This window comes from Rhizobium sp. AP16 (assembly GCF_000281735.1).
Taxonomy (GTDB): Bacteria; Pseudomonadota; Alphaproteobacteria; order Rhizobiales; family Rhizobiaceae; genus Rhizobium; species Rhizobium rhizogenes.
This window is the reverse complement of sequence record NZ_AJVM01000074.1, coordinates 153,423-174,297: the sequence shown is the minus strand read 5'-3', so window position 1 is coordinate 174,297 and position 20,875 is coordinate 153,423. Positions and strand designations below refer to the sequence as shown.

The 20,875-nt window shown below is 61.8% G+C and carries 18 protein-coding genes and 1 riboswitch; of the genes, 16 read left to right on the top strand and 2 right to left on the bottom strand.

Annotation, left to right across the window (positions count from 1 at the left end; genetic code table 11):
- The 3 genes from PMI03_RS25840 to PMI03_RS25830 form a co-directional block, all read left to right on the top strand.
- Positions 1-709 (top strand): branched-chain amino acid ABC transporter permease (locus PMI03_RS25840; RefSeq protein WP_039974684.1); only part of this gene is annotated, 709 nt, incomplete at its 5' end.
- A complete protein-coding gene (locus PMI03_RS25835) occupies positions 706-1,488 on the top strand; it encodes an ABC transporter ATP-binding protein (protein WP_007700632.1) in 783 nt (260 codons plus the stop codon). The genes PMI03_RS25840 and PMI03_RS25835, both read left to right, overlap by 4 nt.
- Positions 1,485-2,189, top strand: coding sequence for an ABC transporter ATP-binding protein (locus PMI03_RS25830; RefSeq protein WP_039974683.1), 705 nt, complete (start codon positions 1,485-1,487; stop codon positions 2,187-2,189). The genes PMI03_RS25835 and PMI03_RS25830 overlap by 4 nt, the downstream gene beginning before the upstream one ends.
- A gap of 31 nt (positions 2,190-2,220) precedes the next feature.
- Here the strand turns inward: PMI03_RS25830 and PMI03_RS25825 are convergent, their stop codons facing one another.
- The gene (locus PMI03_RS25825; RefSeq protein WP_012649878.1) at positions 2,221-2,976 is read right to left on the bottom strand and encodes a GntR family transcriptional regulator; all 756 of its coding nucleotides are present in this window, start codon (positions 2,974-2,976) and stop codon (positions 2,221-2,223) included.
- A gap of 129 nt (positions 2,977-3,105) precedes the next feature.
- Here PMI03_RS25825 and PMI03_RS25820 point away from each other — a divergent pair, with 129 nt between their 5' ends.
- The 12 genes from PMI03_RS25820 (at position 3,106) to PMI03_RS25765 (ending at position 17,457) form a co-directional block, all read left to right on the top strand.
- Entirely contained in the window at positions 3,106-4,428 is a 1,323-nt protein-coding gene (locus tag PMI03_RS25820) for a M20 family metallopeptidase (protein ID WP_007700626.1), read from the top strand.
- Between the two features lie 12 nt (positions 4,429-4,440).
- Positions 4,441-5,991 carry an ABC transporter substrate-binding protein gene (locus PMI03_RS25815; protein ID WP_007700624.1) on the top strand — a complete coding sequence of 517 codons (1,551 nt, stop codon included), beginning with the start codon at positions 4,441-4,443 and terminating at the stop codon, positions 5,989-5,991.
- A 117-nt stretch (positions 5,992-6,108) separates the two neighbouring features.
- Positions 6,109-7,056 (top strand): ABC transporter permease, encoded by a 948-nt coding sequence (locus tag PMI03_RS25810; RefSeq protein WP_007700620.1) that lies wholly within the window; start codon positions 6,109-6,111, stop codon positions 7,054-7,056.
- A complete protein-coding gene (locus PMI03_RS25805; RefSeq protein WP_007700613.1) occupies positions 7,049-7,879 on the top strand; it encodes an ABC transporter permease in 831 nt (276 codons plus the stop codon). Before PMI03_RS25810 ends, PMI03_RS25805 begins: the two co-directional genes overlap by 8 nt.
- Before the next feature lies 1 nt (position 7,880).
- On the top strand, positions 7,881-9,518 hold the full coding sequence (locus PMI03_RS25800) for an ABC transporter ATP-binding protein (protein WP_007700611.1): 1,638 nt from the start codon (positions 7,881-7,883) through the stop codon (positions 9,516-9,518).
- Between the two features lie 23 nt (positions 9,519-9,541).
- Complete coding sequence (locus PMI03_RS25795) at positions 9,542-10,762, top strand: M20 family metallopeptidase (protein WP_007700604.1); 1,221 nt, start codon at positions 9,542-9,544, stop codon at positions 10,760-10,762.
- A gap of 6 nt (positions 10,763-10,768) precedes the next feature.
- Positions 10,769-11,890, top strand: a complete 1,122-nt coding sequence (locus PMI03_RS25790) for a Xaa-Pro peptidase family protein (protein WP_007700598.1) — start codon at positions 10,769-10,771, stop codon at positions 11,888-11,890.
- Positions 11,891-12,248: 358 nt separating this feature from the next.
- Positions 12,249-12,467 (top strand): hypothetical protein, encoded by a 219-nt coding sequence (locus tag PMI03_RS25785; protein ID WP_007700595.1) that lies wholly within the window; start codon positions 12,249-12,251, stop codon positions 12,465-12,467.
- Positions 12,468-12,540: 73 nt separating this feature from the next.
- Positions 12,541-14,301, top strand: a complete 1,761-nt coding sequence (locus PMI03_RS25780; protein WP_007700591.1) for an ABC transporter permease subunit — start codon at positions 12,541-12,543, stop codon at positions 14,299-14,301.
- A gap of 23 nt (positions 14,302-14,324) precedes the next feature.
- On the top strand, positions 14,325-15,656 hold the full coding sequence (locus tag PMI03_RS25775; RefSeq protein ID WP_007700590.1) for an AAA-associated domain-containing protein: 1,332 nt from the start codon (positions 14,325-14,327) through the stop codon (positions 15,654-15,656).
- 125 nt (positions 15,657-15,781) lie between these two features.
- Positions 15,782-16,846 carry a sensor histidine kinase gene (locus tag PMI03_RS25770; RefSeq protein WP_007700587.1) on the top strand — a complete coding sequence of 355 codons (1,065 nt, stop codon included), beginning with the start codon at positions 15,782-15,784 and terminating at the stop codon, positions 16,844-16,846.
- 2 nt (positions 16,847-16,848) lie between these two features.
- The gene (locus tag PMI03_RS25765; RefSeq protein WP_374188985.1) at positions 16,849-17,457 is read left to right on the top strand and encodes a response regulator transcription factor; all 609 of its coding nucleotides are present in this window, start codon (positions 16,849-16,851) and stop codon (positions 17,455-17,457) included.
- Positions 17,458-17,551: 94 nt separating this feature from the next.
- On the opposite strand, the gene PMI03_RS31215 is transcribed toward PMI03_RS25765, so the two are convergent.
- Positions 17,552-17,908 (bottom strand): hypothetical protein, encoded by a 357-nt coding sequence (locus PMI03_RS31215; RefSeq protein WP_007700578.1) that lies wholly within the window; start codon positions 17,906-17,908, stop codon positions 17,552-17,554.
- 245 nt (positions 17,909-18,153) lie between these two features.
- A riboswitch (cobalamin riboswitch) is annotated at positions 18,154-18,368 on the top strand.
- Between the two features lie 100 nt (positions 18,369-18,468).
- Between PMI03_RS31215 and metE the strand changes: the two genes are divergently transcribed.
- Positions 18,469-20,817 carry a 5-methyltetrahydropteroyltriglutamate--homocysteine S-methyltransferase gene (gene metE / locus PMI03_RS25755; RefSeq protein ID WP_007700577.1) on the top strand — a complete coding sequence of 783 codons (2,349 nt, stop codon included), beginning with the start codon at positions 18,469-18,471 and terminating at the stop codon, positions 20,815-20,817.
- The last annotated feature ends 58 nt before the right edge of the window (positions 20,818-20,875 follow it).

Sequence of the window (20,875 nt, the reverse complement as noted above, 5' to 3'; positions counted from 1 at the left end):
TGTGGTTGCGGCTGCCATATCCCTCGTCTCGGGGTGGTTTTGCGTTCGCTTGTCCAACATCTATTTCGCCATGCTCACTTTGGCCTTCGCACAAATCTTCTGGTCGATCGCCTACCAATGGGTCGACGTCACCGGCGGCGACAACGGCATCGTCGGCGTCTGGCCGTCTGACTGGGCGAGCGGAGCCAAGGCCTTCTATTGGCTGGCGCTGGCGGCGACCGTGCTATCGGTTGGCTGCATTCGCTATCTGACCTTTGCGCCGTTCGGACATGCCCTGAGGGCACTCAGGGATTCACCGCAGCGCGCGGCGGCAACCGGCATTCCACGACGCACCGTCCAGCATACGGCATTCGTCGTCTCGGCCTTCTTTGCCGGCCTTGCCGGCTCGCTTCTCGCCTTTCAGAAGGGAAGCATCTTTCCCGACGTGCTCGGCATTCCGATGTCGATTGACGGGCTGGTCATGGTCCTGCTCGGCGGTTTCGGCACGGTGTCGGGCGGCATCGTCGGCGCGATCGTCTACAAGACTGCCTCCATCTGGCTGATGAGCAATACCGACCTCTCCCGCATGATCCTCGGCGGCCTCATCATCCTCCTGGTCGTCGCATTTCCGGAAGGGATCGTCGGCACGCTGGGGCGCATCATGCGTACTCGCAAGCAGCAACCAGCAATCTTTTCGCAGCCGGTCGCCAAGATGGGAGATGCGCCATGAGCCAGCCACTTCTGTCGGTATCGCATCTGAGCAAGAGCTATCAGGGTGTCAAGGCAGTCACCGACGTCTCCTTTTCGCTGGCCCGTGGCGAGTTAATGGCGCTCATCGGCCCAAACGGCGCCGGGAAAAGCACCTGCTTCAACATGCTGAACGGACAGATCAAGCCCGATGCCGGATCGGTGGTTCTCGACGGGCTCAATACGTCAGGCCTTTCGCCCGCCCGGATCTTCCGCCTCGGCGTCGGCCGGACATTCCAGATCGCGGAAGTCTACCTCTCTATGACCGTTCGCGAGAATGTGCAGGTGGCGATCCTGTCGCATGCCGGAGATCTCTCGGGATGGACCGGCTTCTTCGGTCGGCTGGACCGAAAATTCCGTCGCGAAGCCGAAGCGCTGATCGACCTGATCGGTCTTGGCGACCATGCCGATCGCCCCTGTCGCGAGCTACCCTATGGCGACGTCAAGCGCCTCGAGCTTGCCATTGCACTCGCCGGCGATCCGAAGCTGTTGCTGATGGACGAGCCAGCCGCCGGAATGGCCCCGCGGGAGCGTATCGAGCTGATGAAGCTGACCGCCCGGATTGTCGAGGAAAGACAGATCGGCGTTCTCTTCACCGAGCATGACATGGATATCGTCTTCGAACATGCGTCGCGGATCCTCGTGCTCAATCGCGGCGCGATCATCGCGGAGGGATCGCCGGACGCGATCCGGACCAATCCCGACGTCCAGGCCGTCTATCTCGGCTCCGGCCTGCTTTACGCCAAAAGATCGGAGGGCTGATGCTGGAAGTATCGCGTCTCAATAGCTGGTACGGACCCGCCCATATCCTGTTTGACGTGGAGCTGAAGGTTGCCGAAGGCGAAGTCGTCGCCTTGCTTGGCCGCAACGGCGCCGGCAAATCGACGACCTTCAAATCGATCATGAGCCTGCTGATGTCGAAACAGGGAGAAGTCCGGTTTCGCGGCGAGGATATTTCCAGGCTTGCTCCCTTCGACATCGCCCGTAAGGGGCTCGGCTATGTGCCGGAAGACCGGCGCATCTTCACTGGACTGACGGTGGAGGAAAATCTCGAAGTCGGACGGCAGGCGGCGCGCGACCGGCACGCTGTGTGGACGCCTGAGCGCATCTACGAGATTTTCCCGAACCTCGGCGGCATGCGTAAGAGGCCGGCCGGTAACATGAGCGGCGGTGAGCAGCAGATGCTGACCATCGGCCGCACTCTCATGGGCAATCCGCACCTGATCCTTCTCGACGAACCATCCGAGGGGCTGGCGCCCAAGATCGTCGAGCAGATGGCGGATGCGATCGTCACGATGAAACGCGAGGGACTGTCCATCCTTTTATCGGAACAGAACCTGCATTTCGCCCGGCTGATCTCCGACCGCGCCTATATTCTGGAAAAGGGCGGTATCCGATATTCCGGCACCATTGCCGAACTCGAAAGCCGCGAGGATATTCGCCAGGCCTATCTCGCCATGTAAGGGGCGCCTAGCGTGACCAACCCTCTCCGCCCTACTGAACCTCATGCACATAGCGGTGGCTTCTCGTCGTCGCCCGATGGCGCGCGACAAGGACCGGGGCGGCGGACTGATCGTAGGATACCTCATCGATCGTTAGCACGGCATCCGGCAGAGTGAGCTTCAGCAGCCGGGCATCATCTTCCGTCGCAAGCGTTGCCGCAATCTGTTCGCGAACCGCGGAAATGCGGATGCCATAGCGATCGAGAAGAAACAGATAGAGCAGCGCGGGAATGTCCTCTTTCTTCTCGGGGAAGCCCGGCAGCAAGTGCGCCGGAAGCGTGATGACCTCATGCATGACCGGTACGCCGCCGACGCTGCGCAGGCGATGAAAGGTGATCACCTCCGTCGGGCTTTCCAGTTGCAGGCTCGCGCTCTCGTCCTGGCTGGCCAGGCGCTTCTCAAGCGACAGGATTTCCGAGGTGGAATTCTGCAGCGAGCCGTCGAGGCCATGAAGGCGGAAATACTGAAAGAAGAAACGCAGGCTGTGCTGCGGCGTGCGCCCCGTCACGACCGTCCCCGTCTTGCGCCGGCGGCTCAGCAATCCCTCATTGGTCAGATCCGCCAAAGCCCGCCGGACGGTGCCGACCGCCACTCCGAACATCTGCGACAGCGCGATCTCGCTCGGCAGGATGGTCCCAGCCGGCCATTTGCCCATCATGATCGCTTCGGTGATCTGTCGCTTGACCACCTCATAGAGCGGCAGGGATAACTCCGCCGCTCGCGATGTATCTGCTAAAAAATTGGGCATTTCGCGCAATTAATTGCCTCTTATTTGGAGTTGACTCACGGAAGGCGAGGAAGCATCATTACTATATAGTTTATATGAATACGAGAATAGCAAAAGCCTCCATTCCGCGCATCTTTTTCGGAACTCAACGTGAGCAATCAAGCCTTATCACCCCAGTCGGTATCATTTGCAAACGCCTTGGCGGCAATCGAACGCGATGTCGAAAAGGCGGTCGAGGATCTGGCGCGGATGATTGCCATCGACACCTCCTTTCCACCGGGCTTGGGCTACCCTGCCTTTTCGGACCTGATGGAAGAACTGCTGGCACCCCTGGGCTTTTACACCAGGCGCGTCACGGTGCCGGACGCGCTATGGCGTGTCGCCAACGGCCCGGCTTGCGGAGAGCGCGTCAATCTGATCGCCGAACGTCCGGCAAACAAGCCGGTCTGCGGCCTCTACTATCATGTCGATACCGTTCCCGTAGCGCCGGGCTGGCAGCGTAACCCACTGGGCCTGACGCGCGAGGGAGACCAGCTTTTCGGGCTGGGCGCCGCCGACATGAAGGGGACGATCGCCGCGACATTGCTTGCGCTGCGCGCCGCCGAAGAGCACGGCGTCGAGCTTGCCTATGACCCGATGCTGCTGCTGTGTACGGACGAGGAAGGCGGGCTTTATCCCGGTATCCGCTATCTTGCCGAACAAAACATGCTCAAGGGGCACATCGTCAATTTCAACGGTTCGGCCGCGCCGCGCATCTGGGCCGGCTGCTTCGGTGTCTTTCACCTTCAGATCACCATCAGAGGGCATGCCGTTCATGCCGGCGAAGGCAATCGCACCGGTTCGGGCGTCAATGCCATCGAGGGTGCCCTCCCCCTTCTCAATGCACTCCAGGCGCTGAAGCCGAAGATCGCCGCTTTCGAGTCCAAACTGCCGCCGCCGCCACATGCGAGCGGCCCATTGCGGCCGCAGCTGTCCATATCCGCCGTCAACGGTGGCACGTCGGGCGGGCAGGTCGCGGCCGAGGTCAAGATCCTCGTCAGCCGCCGTTACGCTCCGGAAGAAAGCTATGATGCGGCGCGCGCCACACTCGAGGATCTGGTGCGCGCATGCGTGGCGCAAACGCCAGGCCTTAGCTTCGACATCGACGTCGTCGGCCACCTGATCCCAACGGCAGACCCCGATGGCCCCCATTGGCCGCGCTGGCAGAAGGCTTTGAGCCTCGGTTTCGGCTACCAGCCCTCCGACTTCAGCAAGTGGGGGGCCGCGAGCTGCTCGGATTTCGGTTACGTCCAACGGACCGGCGTGATGCAGGAGATACTGCTCGGGGGCCTCGGACGTCCCGAAAGCTGCATCCACAGCCCGGAAGAACACACGACAACGACGGATATCATCGCCCTGGCGAAAAGCATTCTCGCCTACCTCGCGCAGGATTTTTCCGCCGATCTCATTCCAGACTATTCCGCGTCAAAATAAGGGGAACACCAGATGCTGAAGTTGAACCGACGTCATTTTCTGGCCGGAACGGCGGCGCTTCTGACAGCACCGTCTCTCGGCCTTGCCCAGACTGCCACGCCCGCAAAGGGCGGAACATTGCGGATCTCCGTCGACCAGGCGGCAAGCGTGATCCATCCGCTTCTGACCCGCGTCAATCCGGAATACATGGTCACCGAGCTGCTCTACAGCAATCTGACGCGACTGAAGGTCGATATGACCATCGAGCCGGACCTTGCCGAATCCTGGAGCGCCAACGATGCGCTGACCGAATGGACGTTCAAGCTTCGCGCAGGCGTGAAATTCCATGACGGCTCGCCCTTCACCGCGACCGACGTCGTCGAGACCTTCAAGGCGATCCTCAATCCGAACAATGCGTCTCCGGCCCGCAACAATGTCGGCCCGATCGCCGATGTCACGGCTGCCGACCCTCTGACCGCCGTCTTCAAGCTCTCGGGTCCCTATGCCGACTTCCCGGTCGCCATGGCCTATACGGTGGCCCGCATCATTCCCGCCTCGATCGCGACCGGCGACTTCAAGAAGCTGTCGACAACAGCGAACGGTACCGGCCCCTTCAAGCTCGTGTCCTATGAGCCCGACCGCCTGATCGTCGTCGAACGCAATCCGGACTATTACGATCCGAAGCGTCCCTATCTCGACCGCGTGGAAATCCAGGTTTTCCCGGATACGTCAGCCCAAACCTCGGCACTTCTGGCCGGCGACATCGACGTCGTCTCTACCGTCCAGCCCACCGAATATCTGCGCATGAAGGACGCCCAGGGCGTCAACGCATTGCGCGTTCCCTCGGGCCAGTTCTGCAACATCAACTTCGGCTGCGACACCAAGCCTTTCAACGATCCCCGTGTCCGGCGCGCCCTGGCGCTGACTGTCGACCGGCAGGCCATGGTCGATTTCGTGACCGAAGGCTTCGGAACGCCGGGCAACGACACGCCGCTGAACTCCTCCTACCACTTCTATACCGACCTGCCGCTGCGCCAGGCCAATATCGAGGAAGCAAAGAAGCTGCTCACCGAAGCGGGCTATCCGGACGGGTTCGAAGCCACTCTGATTGCTTCCGACAAGCCGAGCCAGCGCACGCAGCTTGCCGTGGCGCTGCGCGAAATGGCCAAGGAAGCCGGCATCAGGATCAACGTCCAGACGATGCCACACGCCACCTATCTGGATCAGGTCTGGAAGAAGGGCAGTTTCTATGTCGGCTTCTACAACATGCAGCCGACGGCCGACGCCATCTTCAAGCTTCTCTATACCTCCGACGCAGCCTGGAACGAAACGCGCTGGAACAACACGGCCTTCGACAAGGTCGTCAACGAAGCACGCGGGATCACCGACGAGACCAAGCGCACGGCGCTCTATGCGGAGGCGCAAAAGCTGATGAACGAGGAAGTCCCCTCGATCATTCCAGTCTTCTTCGACGTCCTGGCGGCCAAGCGCGATTGGGTCTCAGGCTTCGAAGTCCATCCGCGCGCATCCGTCTTCCGCCTCGATTACACCGCCTTGACCGATAAGGCGCCGAAGCGGAGCTGAGCTCGTAGAGGCTCGGAGCCGATATAGGCGTTGCGCGTCGCTCTCCGGCGCGCAACGCAGCTCAAAGGCCGGCCGTATAATCCGCAGCCGGCCACAGGAACGCCAGGGAACAAGCCCTTGTCACCGCACTATCTGATCAAGCGACTATTGATGATCGTCTACACGCTCTTCGTCGTGTCGCTCGTCGTCTTCGCCATTACCCAGGTCCTGCCGGCCGATGCCGCCGTGATGATGCTGGGGGAAAACGCTACCGCCCAAGCCCTGGACGCGCTGCGCCAACAGATGGGCCTCAACGACCCCGTCTGGCTGCAATATCTGCATTGGCTGGGTGGCGTCCTACACGGCGATTTCGGCCATTCGCTGCGCACCGGCCAACCCATCGGTCCCGTGATGTTCGAAGCGCTGGGGCGCTCACTGCTGCTCGCCTGCCTGTCGATCGGCCTGATGCTGGTGCTGGCCATTCCACTCGGCGTCATCGCCGCGATGCGGCGCGGGCGCCTGACCGACATGCTCGTCAGCCTCGTGTCCTATGCAGGCGTTTCGCTGCCTGAATTCGTGACGGCAACGGTCGCGGTGCTGGTCGTTTCCGACTGGCTGAAATGGCTGCCCGCGACCGGCTACGTGCCGCTCACCGAGAATTTCCTCGACGGCATCGCGCATCTGGCGCTGCCCGTCTGCGTCATCTCCATCATCCTCATCGCCCACGTCTCGCGCATGGTGCGCTCGGAACTCGTCGATGTCTTGCATACCGACTATATCCGCGCCGCACGGCTGAAGGGCCTCTCCGGTTCACGCGTTCTGTTCGGCCACGCCCTTCGTAACGCACTGCTGCCAACCATCACCGTCGTTGCGCTGGATGTCGGCTATCTGCTCGGCGGCATCATCGTCGTCGAAGAGATCTTCGCCATTCCTGGCATCGGGCGGCAGCTCATCGTCGCCATCCAGACGCGCGACCTGCCCTCCATCCAGGCCGGCGTCCTCCTCATGGCCGCCACCTATTCCATCGTCAATTTCGCAGCCGACCTTCTCTATGCCTGGCTCGACAAGAGGATCCAATATGGTTGATCTTCTCAAGCGGCTGTTGCGTACACCGCAGGGCGCCACCGGCCTGATCCTGATCGTTCTGGTGTTCATCGTCGTCGCATTCGGGCCGTGGCTCGCCCCCCGCGACCCCGAAGCCATGTCGATCCTTGCCCGCTACAAGGGACCGAGCATGACCTTTCTGCTCGGAACGGATCAATATGGCCGCGATATTCTGAGCCGGCTGCTGATCGGCGCCCGTGCGACCGTGATCACGGCGGTCGTCGCCACCCTGGCCGGAACCTTTGCCGGCGCCCTCATCGGTACGGTGTCGGCTTATCTTGGTGGTCGCGCCGATGAGATGATCATGCGAACGATCGATGCCATCATGTCGATCCCGAACCTTCTGTTCGCGCTTCTGATCGTCAATCTACTCGGCTCCGGTAGCATCAATGCGCTGGTGGCGGTCGCCGTCGCCTTTGCGCCCGGCATGGCCCGCATCACCCGCAGCGTCGCCCTTTCCATCCGCAAGCAGGACTATGTCAGTGCGGCAATCGCCCGCGGCGAAAGCTCGTCCTACATCATTCTGCGCGAAATGCTGCCCAACGTCATCGCCCCGATCATCGTCGAGACGACCATCCGGATTTCCTTCGCCGTGATGCTGTTCGCGACACTGAGTTTCCTTGGGCTCGGCGCCCAGCCGCCAGCAACGGAATGGGGACTGATGATCTCCGAAGCGCGCCAATACATGCATATCAGCGCCGGCATTCTGATCTGGCCGAGCCTGGCGATCGCAATCGTCGCCGTCGGCTTCAACCTACTCGGCGATGGCCTGCGCGATGCTCTCAACCCGCGCACGGGAGGATGAGATGAGCGAACTCGCACAAAACAGCGTTCTACAGATCCGCAACTATTCGCTCGACTATCTGACAGTGAACGGCGTCTTCCACGCATTGAAGAACATCGACCTGGAGATCGCGGCCGGGGAAATCCTCGGCCTCGTTGGGGAATCCGGTTCCGGCAAGACCTCGCTTGCCTGGTCGATCATGCGTTACCTGCCGGACAATGCCCGCGAAGTCGCCGGCGCCATCCGGCTGCAGGGCGAGGACCTCGCGGCGAGATCGCCGGCCGAAGTCAACCGCATGCGCGGCAAGCAGATCAGCATGGTGTTTCAGGACCCCGGCACCTCGCTCAACCCCACCCTTTCGCTCGGCACGCAGCTGACGGAGGCGCTGAAGCGTCATCGCGGGCTTACCAAGAAGCAGGCATGGAGCGAAGGCGAGGCGATGCTTGCCCGTGTCGGCCTGAAGAGCCCGGCGCAGATGATGCAGCGCATGCCGCATGAGGCATCGGGCGGCGAGAAGCAGCGTGTCGTCATCGCGACGGCCTTTGCCTGCAATCCGCAATGCATCATCTTCGATGAACCGACGACCGCGCTTGATGTCATCACCTCGCGGCAGATCCTCGACCTATTTCTCGATCTTCAGGCGGAGACAGGCGTCGCCTCGCTCTATATCTCGCACGATCTGGCGCTGCTCTCCCGCACGGCCAAGCGCGTGGCGGTGATGCGGCGCGGCGCGATCGTCGAACAGGGCGCCATCGACGATATCTTCAGAGCACCGCGCCAGGATTACACCAGAGAGCTGCTTGCAGCCGTGCCGCGACCCGCCAACCGGCTGGTCGAGACGCGCCCGACCTATCAGACCCAACCGCTGATGGAGGTCGAGAATATCAGCGTCCATTACGGTCGCAAGCCGTTTCTCTCGGCGCTGACGGGCCGCACCTTCAAGCGCTTCACCGGCAATCGCGCCATCAGCCTCACTGTGCAGCCGGGCGAAATCCTCGGCATCGTCGGAGAATCCGGTTCCGGCAAGTCGACGCTCGCCAAGGCGATGACCGGGCTCAATCCGTTCGAAGGCAGGATGACCTTCGCCGGGCGGACAATCACCGGCCTTGCCGACATGGACAGGAGCTATCGCAAGGATGTCCAGCTGATCTTCCAGCACCCCGACGCCTCGCTCAATCCCCGGCAGAAGATCCATGAAATCCTGTCTCGACCATTGAAACTCTATGGCGCGGGTGAAGGCGGTTCCCTGTCGCAACAGATCGGCGACCTGTTGGAACAGGTTCGCCTGCCGCGCACCCATGCCGACCGCTATCCGCATCAGCTCTCGGGTGGAGAGAAACAGCGCGTCGCCATTGCCCGCGCCTTCGCCTCGAAACCGAAGCTCGTCATCTGCGACGAGATCACCTCGGCGCTGGATGTCTCGGTGCAAGCATCGATCGTGCAGCTGCTGCTGGAACTGCACCGCAAGCACGGCACGGCCTTTCTCTTCATCACTCATGACCTCAATCTCGTCCGCCAGATCGCCCATCGCATCGCCGTGATGTACCGCGGCGATCTTGTCGAGGTCGTACCATCAGACGAAATCGCCAGCCCTGACCGCGCCGACTATACCCGCCAGCTGATCGCGGCGGTTCCGGCGCTCGCAAGCACATCCATTTAGAATTGCAGAGCAAGGAGCATATAATGGACCCGAAATCGCTCGTCGGCACAATCGACGAGAAGAGCTGCCTCGACTTCCTGTCGAACATGGTACGCCAGAAGAGCCATTCCCAGACCGATGGCGAGCGCGAACTCGCCCGCATCATGGCCCGCGAGATGGCAGCGATCGGCCTCCAGTCCGAGCTGCAGCCTTTCGACGACGGTCAGCGCTTCAATGCCATCGGGCGCCTGAAGGGATCGGGCGGCGGCAAGAGCCTGCTGTTCAACGGCCATCTCGATACCAATCCGGTGACCGAAGGCTGGACTGTCGATCCCTGGGGCGGCCTCGTCGATGACAAGTTCATCTACGGTATCGGCGTTTCCAACATGAAGGCGGGCGACGCGGCCTATTTCTGCGCCGTCAAGACGCTGCTGGATGCGGGCGTGAAGCTCAAGGGCGATATCATCCTGACCTATGTGGTCGGTGAATTGCAGGGCGGCGTCGGCACGCTCGCGGCCATCCGCAGCGGCGTCAAGGCCGACTATTTCATCAACAGCGAGCCGAGCGACCTCGCCGCCGTGACGATGCACGCGGCAGCGCTGAGCTTCGTCATCGAGCTTACCGGCGACACCCGACATCTTTCCAAGCGAGAACAATCCGTCGATGCCATCGCCGCCGCCTGCGACATCATTCCGCGCATCAACGCCATGACGTTCAGCGGCGCGAGAAGCGAAGTGCATCGCTCCATCAACCGCGGCCATGTCGGCGTCGTCCATGGCGCTCTCGGACGCGATCTCGAGGAATGGCGGCCACCGCAGGTCTCCGACTTCGTCCGCATTCGGGGCTCGGCCCGCTACGCACCCGGCCAGACACAGGAAGGCGTTCTCGCCGATCTCGCCGGCGAACTCGTCGAACTTGAGAAGCGTTTTCCAGGGCTCAAGGCCAAGCTGGTTCCCGAGATGATCGAAGGACGTCCGCTGATGCCGCCTTTCGAGGTGTCGCCGACCTCGCGCATCGTTACGTCGATCAACGCGGCCTATGAGGCCGTGCGCGGCGAGAAGCAGCCGACCGGTGCGATCACACCAACCCGCTTTTACGGCACAGATGCCGGCCATCTCTATCACGAGCTTGGCATGGAAGGCATCGTCTGCGGTCCAGGCGGGCGCTACAACACCATGCCGGACGAGCGCGTCGACATCATCGACTATCTCGACATGATCCGCGTCTACATGCTCACCATTCTCGACATCTGCGAGATCGCCTGAGGCCGCATGTTCCCTCGTGACGAATATGACTGGCGGATTGCCAAGGCACATGCCGCAATGGACGCCTCCGCTGTCGATCTCCTTCTGATCGACAGCGGCGAGCTGCTGGCCTGGCTGACGGGCTATACCGTCTCCGAAACCATGTACCGCGCCGCCCTGCTTCCACGCCACGGACAGCCGTGGTTCGTACTTCGCGAACTCGACGAAGCGCCCTGTCGGGAGAAGACTTGGATCGCGGATGTGATCGGCTTTGCAGATGTCGATGATCCTCATCAGGCCGTCGCGGACAGCATCTGCGCCTATGGTTTCGCTGACGCCCGCATCGGCGCTGATATCAATGCCTATAGCTTCAGTGCCCATACGGCCGCCAGGCTCAGGGCATGCCTGCCTCGGGCGGAATTCATCGCCCTTCCCGGCATCAGCGACAGCTTGCGCTGGATCAAATCGCCGCGCGAGATCGCGGTTCTGACGGATGCGTCTGCTATTGCCGACAAGGCCATGCGGGCCATCGCCGAGACAATCCGCTCGGGCATGTCGACCCGCGATGCGGCAGCGGTTGCAGCCGCGACATTCCTGCGGGAGGGCGCCGATACGGGTGAGACCGGACCGATCGTCAAGGCGAGCGGCAGCCACGAGTTTCTGCATGGTGCGCTCAGGAATGACGTGCTGAGCGAGGGAGACATACTGCACGTTGAGTTGATCCCACGCATCGGCGGCTACGGCGCACGTCTGATGCGGCCGATCATCATCGGCAAGCCCGCGTCCCGGCTCCGCGATGCAACGTCCCGCATCGTCACGCTGCAGGACGAGCAGATTGCGACCATGAAGCCCGGAGCTATCGCGCGGGATGTGGACGCCATCGTTCGCAATGGCCTCGTCGCGGAGGGTTGGCGGCCAACCTATAACAACGTCACGGCCTATACGCTCGGTCTCTATACGCGCACGCCGCGCACAAGCGACTTTTCCCGCGTGTTCCTGCCGACGGAGAATTGGCCGCTGGAAGACGAAATGGTCTTCCATGTCTATGCAAGCGCCTGCGGCCTTGGCTTTAGCGAAACAGTCGTGGTGACGCCTGACGGCGGCAAAAGGCTGACATCGACTGCCCGGCAGATCTTGATCTCCGGCTAGCCGTCAATCGCGGCGGCGGCTCTTGCCGCCCCCGATCGGCTTGATCCACAGCGCAAACATTCCCCGCCTATACCAAGGTATAATCGCGGTGCACCAACGCCTGATTGACCGTTCATCCCCCCCATGAGATCACGGCCATGCCCCACGACGCAGCGCGCGGGGTTACCGAAACAACAGATCAAGAAGCCAATGGACAGCTACTCTAGTCGCTATCCGGTTGCGGCATCCGGCCGTGACCGGATGGTCATCGCAACAACCTGGAACGCTCCCGGCGCAATCGCCCGGGCGAGCGCCGGTCGGGCCTAGCCTGTCCGGTTCGCCGCCCGGACCCGCCGTCGGCGGACCGAGGAGGTGAACCATGAACAACATCGTTCTTTTTCGCGGACGGATGCCCGCATCCAAATTTCCGGTGATCCGGACACTCCCCGCCCATTCGGAACAGCCGCGCCCGGCCCTTGTCGCCGTCTGGCACACCAGCCCGCTGACGGGGAAGCTGGAGTGCTTCTGGACCACGCAAGACCGCGCGCCCCTCGACGAGGATGGCAGTCGTCGCACGGATAATCATCAGGTGGCGTAGCCCCCGCTGCGACCGCCATCACATCACGCGGGCATATCGCCGACACTCTCCAATTTTTCCATGAGGTCATCACATGGTCTTTCTTTCCAATGATCGCCGGGGGCACAGCGCCGTTGCCGAACTGGCACGAACCCGCATTTTGCCGAACGGCTACGATCTCGTCGCCTTCGCTTTCGTCGCGGCGCTGGCCGTGCTCGCTGTGCATGGCGCTGCCGAAATGCGGGCGCCGCTGGACGGGTTGGCAAACACCCCCATCTCGCTCGATCCCGCGCGGCTGCCGGAATATGCCCTGCGCACGACGTTGCGGATGTTCGCGGCAATCGGGGCCTCGCTCGTCTTCACCTTCGTTTTCGCAACGCTGGCCGCCAAAAGCCGGCGGGCGGAGATGATCATCATCCCTGCCCTCGATATCCTGCAATCCGTGCCGGTGCTGGGCTTTCTGACATTCACCGTCACCTTCTTCATGGGGATCTTCCCGGGAAGCCAGCTTGGCGCCGAATGTGCGTCGGTCTTCGCGATCTTCACCAGCCAGGCCTGGAACATGGCCTTTTCCTTCTATCAGTCGCTGCGAACTGTGCCGCGCGATCTCGACGAGGTGAGCCGTGGTTTCGGTCTTTCCGCCTGGCAGCGGTTCTGGCGGCTGGAAGCGCCTTTTTCGGCGCCCGGGCTGATCTGGAACACGATGATGTCGATGTCCGGCGGCTGGTTCTTCGTCGTCGCCTCCGAAGCGATCACCGTCGGCAATACCACGGTGCAGCTGCCGGGCCTCGGCTCCTGGCTGGCGGTTGCCATCGACAAGCAGGATTTTGCAGCAGTGAGCTGGGCAGTCCTCGCAATGGGCGTCGTCATCGTGCTCTACGACCAGCTGCTGTTCCGGCCGATCGTCGCCTGGGCCGACAAATTCCGCTTCGAGCAGACGGCTGGGCAGGAGAAGCCCCGCTCATGGGTCTATTCGCTGATCCAGCGCACGCGCCTGCTGAAATACCTGATGGGACCGCTTGCCTGGGCATGGGGCAGCCTGATGCTCGTCCGACTGCCGGCCATGCCCCGAAAGGCGCCGGTCGTCAGGCACAACAATGCCGTGGCTACACGAATGCTCGATTACGCGTGGTTCGTTCTGATCGCAGGTATCGGCATCTGGGGCATCTGGACTGCGTTTGCCTTCGTGAGCCAGACGCTCACATGGAGCGACGCGTGGGAAGCCTTCAGCGGCGGTCTCGTCACGCTGCTGCGCGTACTTGTGCTGATTGCGGTGGCGTCCGTGATCTGGGTGCCGATCGGCGTCTGGATCGGCCTCAGGCCGGCCGTTGCCGAGCGTGTTCAGCCGGTGGCGCAGTTCCTCGCGGCCTTTCCCGCCAATGTGCTGTTTCCCTTCGCGGTCATAGCAATCGTCGCGACCGGAGCGAGCCCGAACATCTGGCTCTCGCCGCTGATGGTGCTCGGCACGCAATGGTACATCCTCTTCAACGTCATCGCCGGCGCCAGTGCCTTTCCGACGGATCTAAAGGAAGCTTGCTCGGTCTACCAGCTGCGGTCCTGGACCTGGTGGCGGCGCGCCATTCTGCCGGGGATCTTTCCCTACTACGTCACCGGCGCGCTGACGGCATCGGGCGGCTCGTGGAATGCCAGCATCGTCGCCGAGGTGGTGAGCTGGGGCCACACCAAGCTCGAGGCCTTCGGCCTCGGCTCCTACATCGCCAAGGCCACGGAGGCCGGCGACTACCAGCGCGTCATCCTCGGCATCGCGGTCATGTCGCTCTTCGTCACGCTTTTGAACAGAACCCTCTGGCGACCGCTCTACGTCTTCGCCGAACGCCGCCTGCGTCTCAACTAACCATTCCAGTCGGAGTAACAATCATGGAAAACACCATACTCACGAAAAAGGCAGGAATTGCCGAAGCCGCCCCGCTGGTATCGGCCAAGCAGGTCTGCCAAATCTACGACAAGGGCGCATCCGGCTCGCTGGTCGTGCTGGACAATGTCGATCTGGAGCTTCGCTCCGCCGAGATCGTCGGACTGCTTGGGCGGTCCGGTTCCGGTAAGTCGACGCTGCTGCGGGCGATCGCCGGCCTGATCCGGCCGAGCAAGGGCGAAGTCACCTTCGAAGGCAAGCCCGTGACCGGTCCCAACTCGGGCGTCTCCGTTGTTTTTCAGAGTTTCGCGCTCTTCCCCTGGCTTTCGGTCCTGCAGAATGTCGAACTTGGCCTTGAAGCCCAGGGCGTAGCACCGGCCGAGCGGCGCAAGCGGGCACTTGCCGCCATCGACCTCATCGGCCTAGACGGTTTCGAAAGCGCCTATCCGAAGGAACTCTCAGGCGGCATGCGCCAGCGTGTCGGCCTTGCGCGCGCCCTCGTCGTGCGCCCGAAGGTGCTGCTGATGGACGAGCCCTTCTCGGCGCTCGACGTGCTGACGGCCGAGACACTGCGCACCGATCTGCTCGATCTGTGGTGCGAAGGCCGGATGCCGATCGAATCCATCCTGATGGTGACGCACAATATCGAAGAGGCCGTGCTGATGTGCGACCGCATCCTGATCTTCGGGTCGAACCCCGGTCGCGTCATCGCCGAAATTCGCGTCGACCTACCGCAGCCGCGCAACCGTCTCGATCCCACCTTCCGGATGCTGGTCGAAGATATCTATGCAAGGATGACCGCGAAAACCGGCACGACGGCGCGCGATGGGCTTTTCCCAGGAACGGGAATAGCCATGGCCCTGCCGCGGGTATCGACCAACCTGCTGTCCGGCCTGATCGAGACGGTCGCGGCCGAACCTTATCGGGGACAGGCGGACTTGCCACCGCTTGCCACGCATCTCCATCTCGACATCGACGATCTTTTCCCCGTCGCCGAGACACTACAACTGCTACGCTTTGCCGATCTGGAAGGTGGCGACATTCGACTGACGGCACCGGGCCTGCGCTTCTTCGACAGCGATGTCGACGAACGCAAGCGCCTGTTCGAGCAGCATCTCGCCACCTATGTGCCGCTTGCCGCCCATATCCGCCGTGTTCTCGACGAGCGGCCGACGCACCGCGCGCCGGCCCGGCGTTTTCGCGACGAGCTCGAGGACTACATGTCGGAGGACTATGCCGATACCACGCTGAAAGCCGTGACAAACTGGGCTCGTTACGCCGAATATTTTGCTTATGACGAGAATGCCGACCTGTTCACACTCGAAAACCCAAGTTGAGGGCGACACTCGATCATGGCCGACCATTGGCACTCCGCAATGGTCGGCATTGCTCATGGCTTTCCGATCGTGCACCCTGCCGTCGCACGTGCGGCGGCGGATTCGTGTGAGAAGGGTAAGGCAACATGAGGCGCGAGGTCCTGCGATATCTGGTCGAGGCGCCCTTGATGTGGCTGGGCATTACGCTGCTCGCCGCCCTGATCTTTGTTGCCGACACGGTGACCAATCTGGAGATCGCCTTTGCGGTGCTCTATGTCTCGGTGATCCTCATCTCCGTGCGATCCGGCCGGCCTGGAGCCGTCATGGTCGTGGGGATCGTCTGTGCCGTCCTCACCATAGTCAGCTATTGTCTGACACGACATGGCGATTCCCAATCCGGCACGGTGAACGGGGCCATAAGCCTGCTCGCGATCGCCGCGACCACCTATCTGGCGATCAGGATCGAGGCGACCGAGGCAAGAGCCAGACAGGCGCAATCCGAACTCGCACGCATGTCGCGCATCATGACGATGGGCGAACTCAGCACCTCCATCGCCCATGAGGTCAGCCAGCCGATCACCGCGATCGTGGCCAATGGCAATGCGGCGCTCCGCTGGCTGTCGGCAACGCCTCCCGACCAGGAGGAGGCCCGGCGCGCGCTCGACAGGATCGTCAAGGATGCCGGTCGCGCCGGCGAGGTGATCGGCCGTGTCCGCAGCCTCGTTGCGCGAACATCTCCATCGCGCGACAGCATCGACATGGCCGAGACGATCTCGGAAGCGCTGGCGCTCGTCCGTAGCGATATCCGCGAAAACCATATCCTGCTGCGCACCGAACTTGCCAATGATCTACCATCCGTGACGGGCGACCGGGTTCAGCTGCAGCAGGTGATCCTGAACTTCGTCATCAATGCCATCGAAGCGATGGCGGGCGTCGATGCGGAGAAACGCGAACTGCTGGTCAGCGCCGCAGCTGACGACAGGAAGATAACCATCAGCGTGCGCGACACCGGCATGGGCGTGCCGCCAGCCGCTTCCGACAGGATGTTCGAAGCCTTCTTCACGACCAAGACGACAGGAATGGGGATGGGGCTGGCGATCAGCCGGTCGATCGTCGAGGCGCATGGCGGTGCGGTCTATACGGCGCCCAACTTCCCGCATGGCGCGGTGTTCGGCTTCATCCTGCCGTCGGATACCGGAGCAAGAGGATGATCATGCCGGAGCAGAAACCGACCATTTATGTCATCGACGACGATCCCTCCGTCCGGGATGGGCTGGACAGCCTCCTGCGCTCAGTCGGCTATGACGTCAGCAGCTTCGCATCGCCACGGGATTTCCTGAAGCATCGACGATCCGACGGTCCGTCCTGCCTTGTCCTTGACGTCAGGATGCCGGATGCAAGCGGCCTTGATTTCCAGGACGAGCTGGCAAGAACCGGCAATCCCCTGCCCATCATATTCCTGACCGGCCACGGCGATGTGCCGATGTCCGTGAGGGCGATGAAGGCCGGGGCGGTGGAGTTTCTGCTCAAGCCCTTTCGGGAACAGGATCTTCTCGACGCCATTCGGCAAGCTTTGGAAAAGGATCGCACCCGGCTTCGCCAGGACGCTGCTACGACCGATTTGCGGGAGCGATTTGCGACGCTGACGGCGCGCGAGCGTGAAGTGATGGCGCTTGTCGCCCGCGGACGCCTCAACAAGCAGATCGCCGCCGAACTCGGCCTCAGCGAAATCACCGTGAAGGTCCATCGCGGCCAGGCGATGCGCAAGATGCAGGCGGGATCCGTCGCCGATCTCATCAGAATGGCCGACGCGCTCGGATAGTCGGAATGTCTGTCCAAGGCACGATCAAAACCGTGCCTTGGCATTATGCTTTGGCCCGCCGCCTACATTGGTCGCGGCGGATGATACCGGAGCCTCAATTGAGGGCCGGGCAGCCGCGTCGATTGGCAAAGACCATGCGGTCGGGACCGCCATCATTCCAGCCACGGACAACAATGCGTCGCCCATTGTTTTCGACCGAATCAATGCGGCGGAAACCTTCCTGGCGGGCGGCATCCATAAGGTCGCGCCGGCTGCAACCACCACGGTCACCACGGTCACGATCTCTGCGCGGGCCATCCCAGTCCTGATCCTGGCGGCGGTCCCATCTTGGCGGCTGCCTGTATCCATCATCGTCGCCGTAATACTGCGCCATGGCGACAGATGGCATCAACTGCGTTGCGGCCAAGCCGGCCAACGCGATGAAAGAAACTCGTGCAAAACGTCTAAACATCCTTCGCTCCTCACTCTGATATCGATGGCATGGATGGGTGATATTGCACTCTACATGAACGCTATCCGAACAAACCGTTCATACAGTCCCAACGCGATCGTCTCCAAAAGCATCGCCCCATAATGCTGCATTTCCCCAGATATGAAAACTAGGGTTGCGTGCCGTGAAGGCAAGCGTCCGCCAGAAGCGTCGCAGGATCATATAAAGATATCTTTATATCTCTTGACGACAGCAACACATTCCGACATCCTGCGTGCCATCGTGGTTCTGCGGATCGTCTGATCCGGAGCTAAGAGGGAATTCGGTCAAGACATCTGCAATGTCCATGCCGGAGCTGCCCCCGCAACTGTAGGCGGTGAGCCGCCATCCGATCAAAGTCACTGAGGAAGACGCCTCGGGAAGACAGGATGGTGGTGACGACCCGCAAGCCAGGAGACCTGCCGCGATAGATAACGTCCACGGGCGGGGTGTCCCGGTGTGCCGCTTTGCGATCGGCACCCCTGTGCCTTTCGTCGATGCGTCATTCCAATGCCTTGCCCACAACCCTCGGGGTAAGGAAAATGACCATACTGACTGCGAATCTCGGCTTTCCACGCATCGGACGACACCGCGAATTGAAATTCGCTCTGGAATCCTGCTGGTCCAGGCAATCGGACCGCGCCGCTCTTTTCGATGTCGCCAAGACACTTCGCGCCGACAATTGGCGGCTACAGAAGGAGAAGGGGATCGCCGTAATTCCCTCCAACGACTTCTCGCTTTACGATCATGTCCTCGATACCGCCGTCATGGTCGGCGCCATCCCGGCGCTCTACGGCTGGAGGGGAGGCCCGGTCGATCTCGACACCTACTTCGCCATGGCACGCGGATCGACGGGCGGCGGCCATGGCGATTGCGGCCATGTCCACCATCATCAAGGCGCGCCGGCGCTCGAGATGACCAAATGGTTCGACACCAACTATCACTACATGGTTCCGGAAATTGGGCCGGACCAGGCTTTCGAGCTGACGGCCAACAGGCCGCTGGAAATGTTCCGGGAAGCAAGGGCGCTGGGAATCCATACGCGCCCGGTCTTGCTGGGGCCGATCACCTTGTTGAAGCTCGCCAAGAGCAAGGAGGAGGATTTCGAGCCGATCCGGCTTCTGGACCGGCTGCTTCCCGTCTATGCGAGGATACTCGCCGAACTGAGCGCGGCCGGCGCGGACTGGGTCCAGATCGACGAGCCAGCGCTCGTGCTTGATCTGACCGACGAAGACAGGAGCGCTTTCGCACACGCCTATGAGGCTTTCCACAAACTGGTGCCCAACCTCAAGATCATGGTCGCCACCTATTTCGGAGCGATCGGCGATAACCTGCCCATCGTACTCGCCAGTCCCATGGCGGGGCTGCATATCGATCTCGTCCGAGCGCCGGAACAATTGAGCGAAGTCCTGGCGAAGCTTCCGCCAAATCGCGTTCTGTCACTCGGCGTCATCGACGGCCGCAACATCTGGCGGGGCGATCTTGTGAAAGCCCTGGATCATCTGGAGCCGGTCGTTGCCGCGATTGGAGCCGACCGGGTACAAATCGCGCCTTCCTGCTCACTTCTCCATGTGCCGATCGATCTTGAGCTCGAGACGGCGCTCGATGCCGATCTTGGACGCTGGCTGGCTTTCGCGACACAGAAGCTCGACGAGGTCGTAGCTCTTGGGCGCGGTCTGTCCGACGGACGAAACGCCATCGGCGACGCCCTTGCGGCTTCTGCCACTGCCGCGGCATCGCGGGCATCCTCGCCGAAGGTTCACGATCCCGTGGTCGATGGTCGTATCAAGGGCCTCGACGCTTCCATAAAGCGCAGACAAAACGCGTTCCTTCGTCGCAAGGCTATCCAGGAAAAACGGCTCAAACTGCCCCTGTTCCCAACCACGACGATCGGGTCGTTCCCGCAGACGGCCGAGGTGCGCAAGGCCCGAGCCGCGCATGGGAAGGGAACCATGAGCTATGTGGACTACGATGCCTTCCTGAGAAAAGAGACGGAATCGGCAATCCGCTGGCAGGAGAAAATCGGCCTGGATGTCCTCGTTCACGGTGAGTTCGAACGCAACGACATGGTCCAATATTTCGGGGAGCAGCTTTCCGGGTTCGCGTTCACCCAGCATGCCTGGGTCCAGAGTTACGGCTCGCGCTATGTGCGCCCGCCGGTCATCTATGGCGACGTATCCCGCCCAAGGGCGATGACGGTCCAATGGTGGCGTTACGCCCAGTCTCTCACGGAAAAGCCCGTCAAGGGCATGCTGACCGGGCCGGTAACGATCCTGAACTGGTCTTTTGTGCGTAACGATCTTCCGCGAAGCGCGGTGTGCCGCCAGATTGCCCTTGCGATCCGGGACGAGGTTGCCGACCTTGAAGAGGCAGGCGCCTCGATGATCCAGATAGACGAGGCAGCCTTGCGCGAGGGTCTGCCGCTGCGAACGTCGGACTGGAAGATCTATCTCGACTGGGCGGTGGAATGCTTCCGGCTGTGCTCGACGGGCGTTTCCGATGAGACGCAGATACACACGCATATGTGCTATTCCGAGTTCAACCACATCATAGACGCCATCGCCGCAATGGACGCCGATGTCATTTCCATAGAGACCTCACGGTCGAAGATGGAACTGCTCGATGCATTCCGGACATACAAGTACCCGAACGAGATCGGACCGGGCGTCTACGATATCCATTCGCCGCGCGTTCCCGAGGTATCGGAAATGACCGAGCTGCTCGACCTTGCCCGTCTGCGGCTGGGCGATGCGCAGCTCTGGATAAATCCTGATTGCGGATTGAAGACCCGCAAATGGGACGAAGTGAGGCCGGCGCTCGTGAACATGGTTCATGCGGCTCGTCTGCTTCGCCTGTCGGCCCAGGCCCGGACAACGGCATCGGCGTCCTGATCCTCAGCAGAGCAACGCCTCCCCCTGCGGCGGCGCTGCTCTATCCCCACGAAACGCG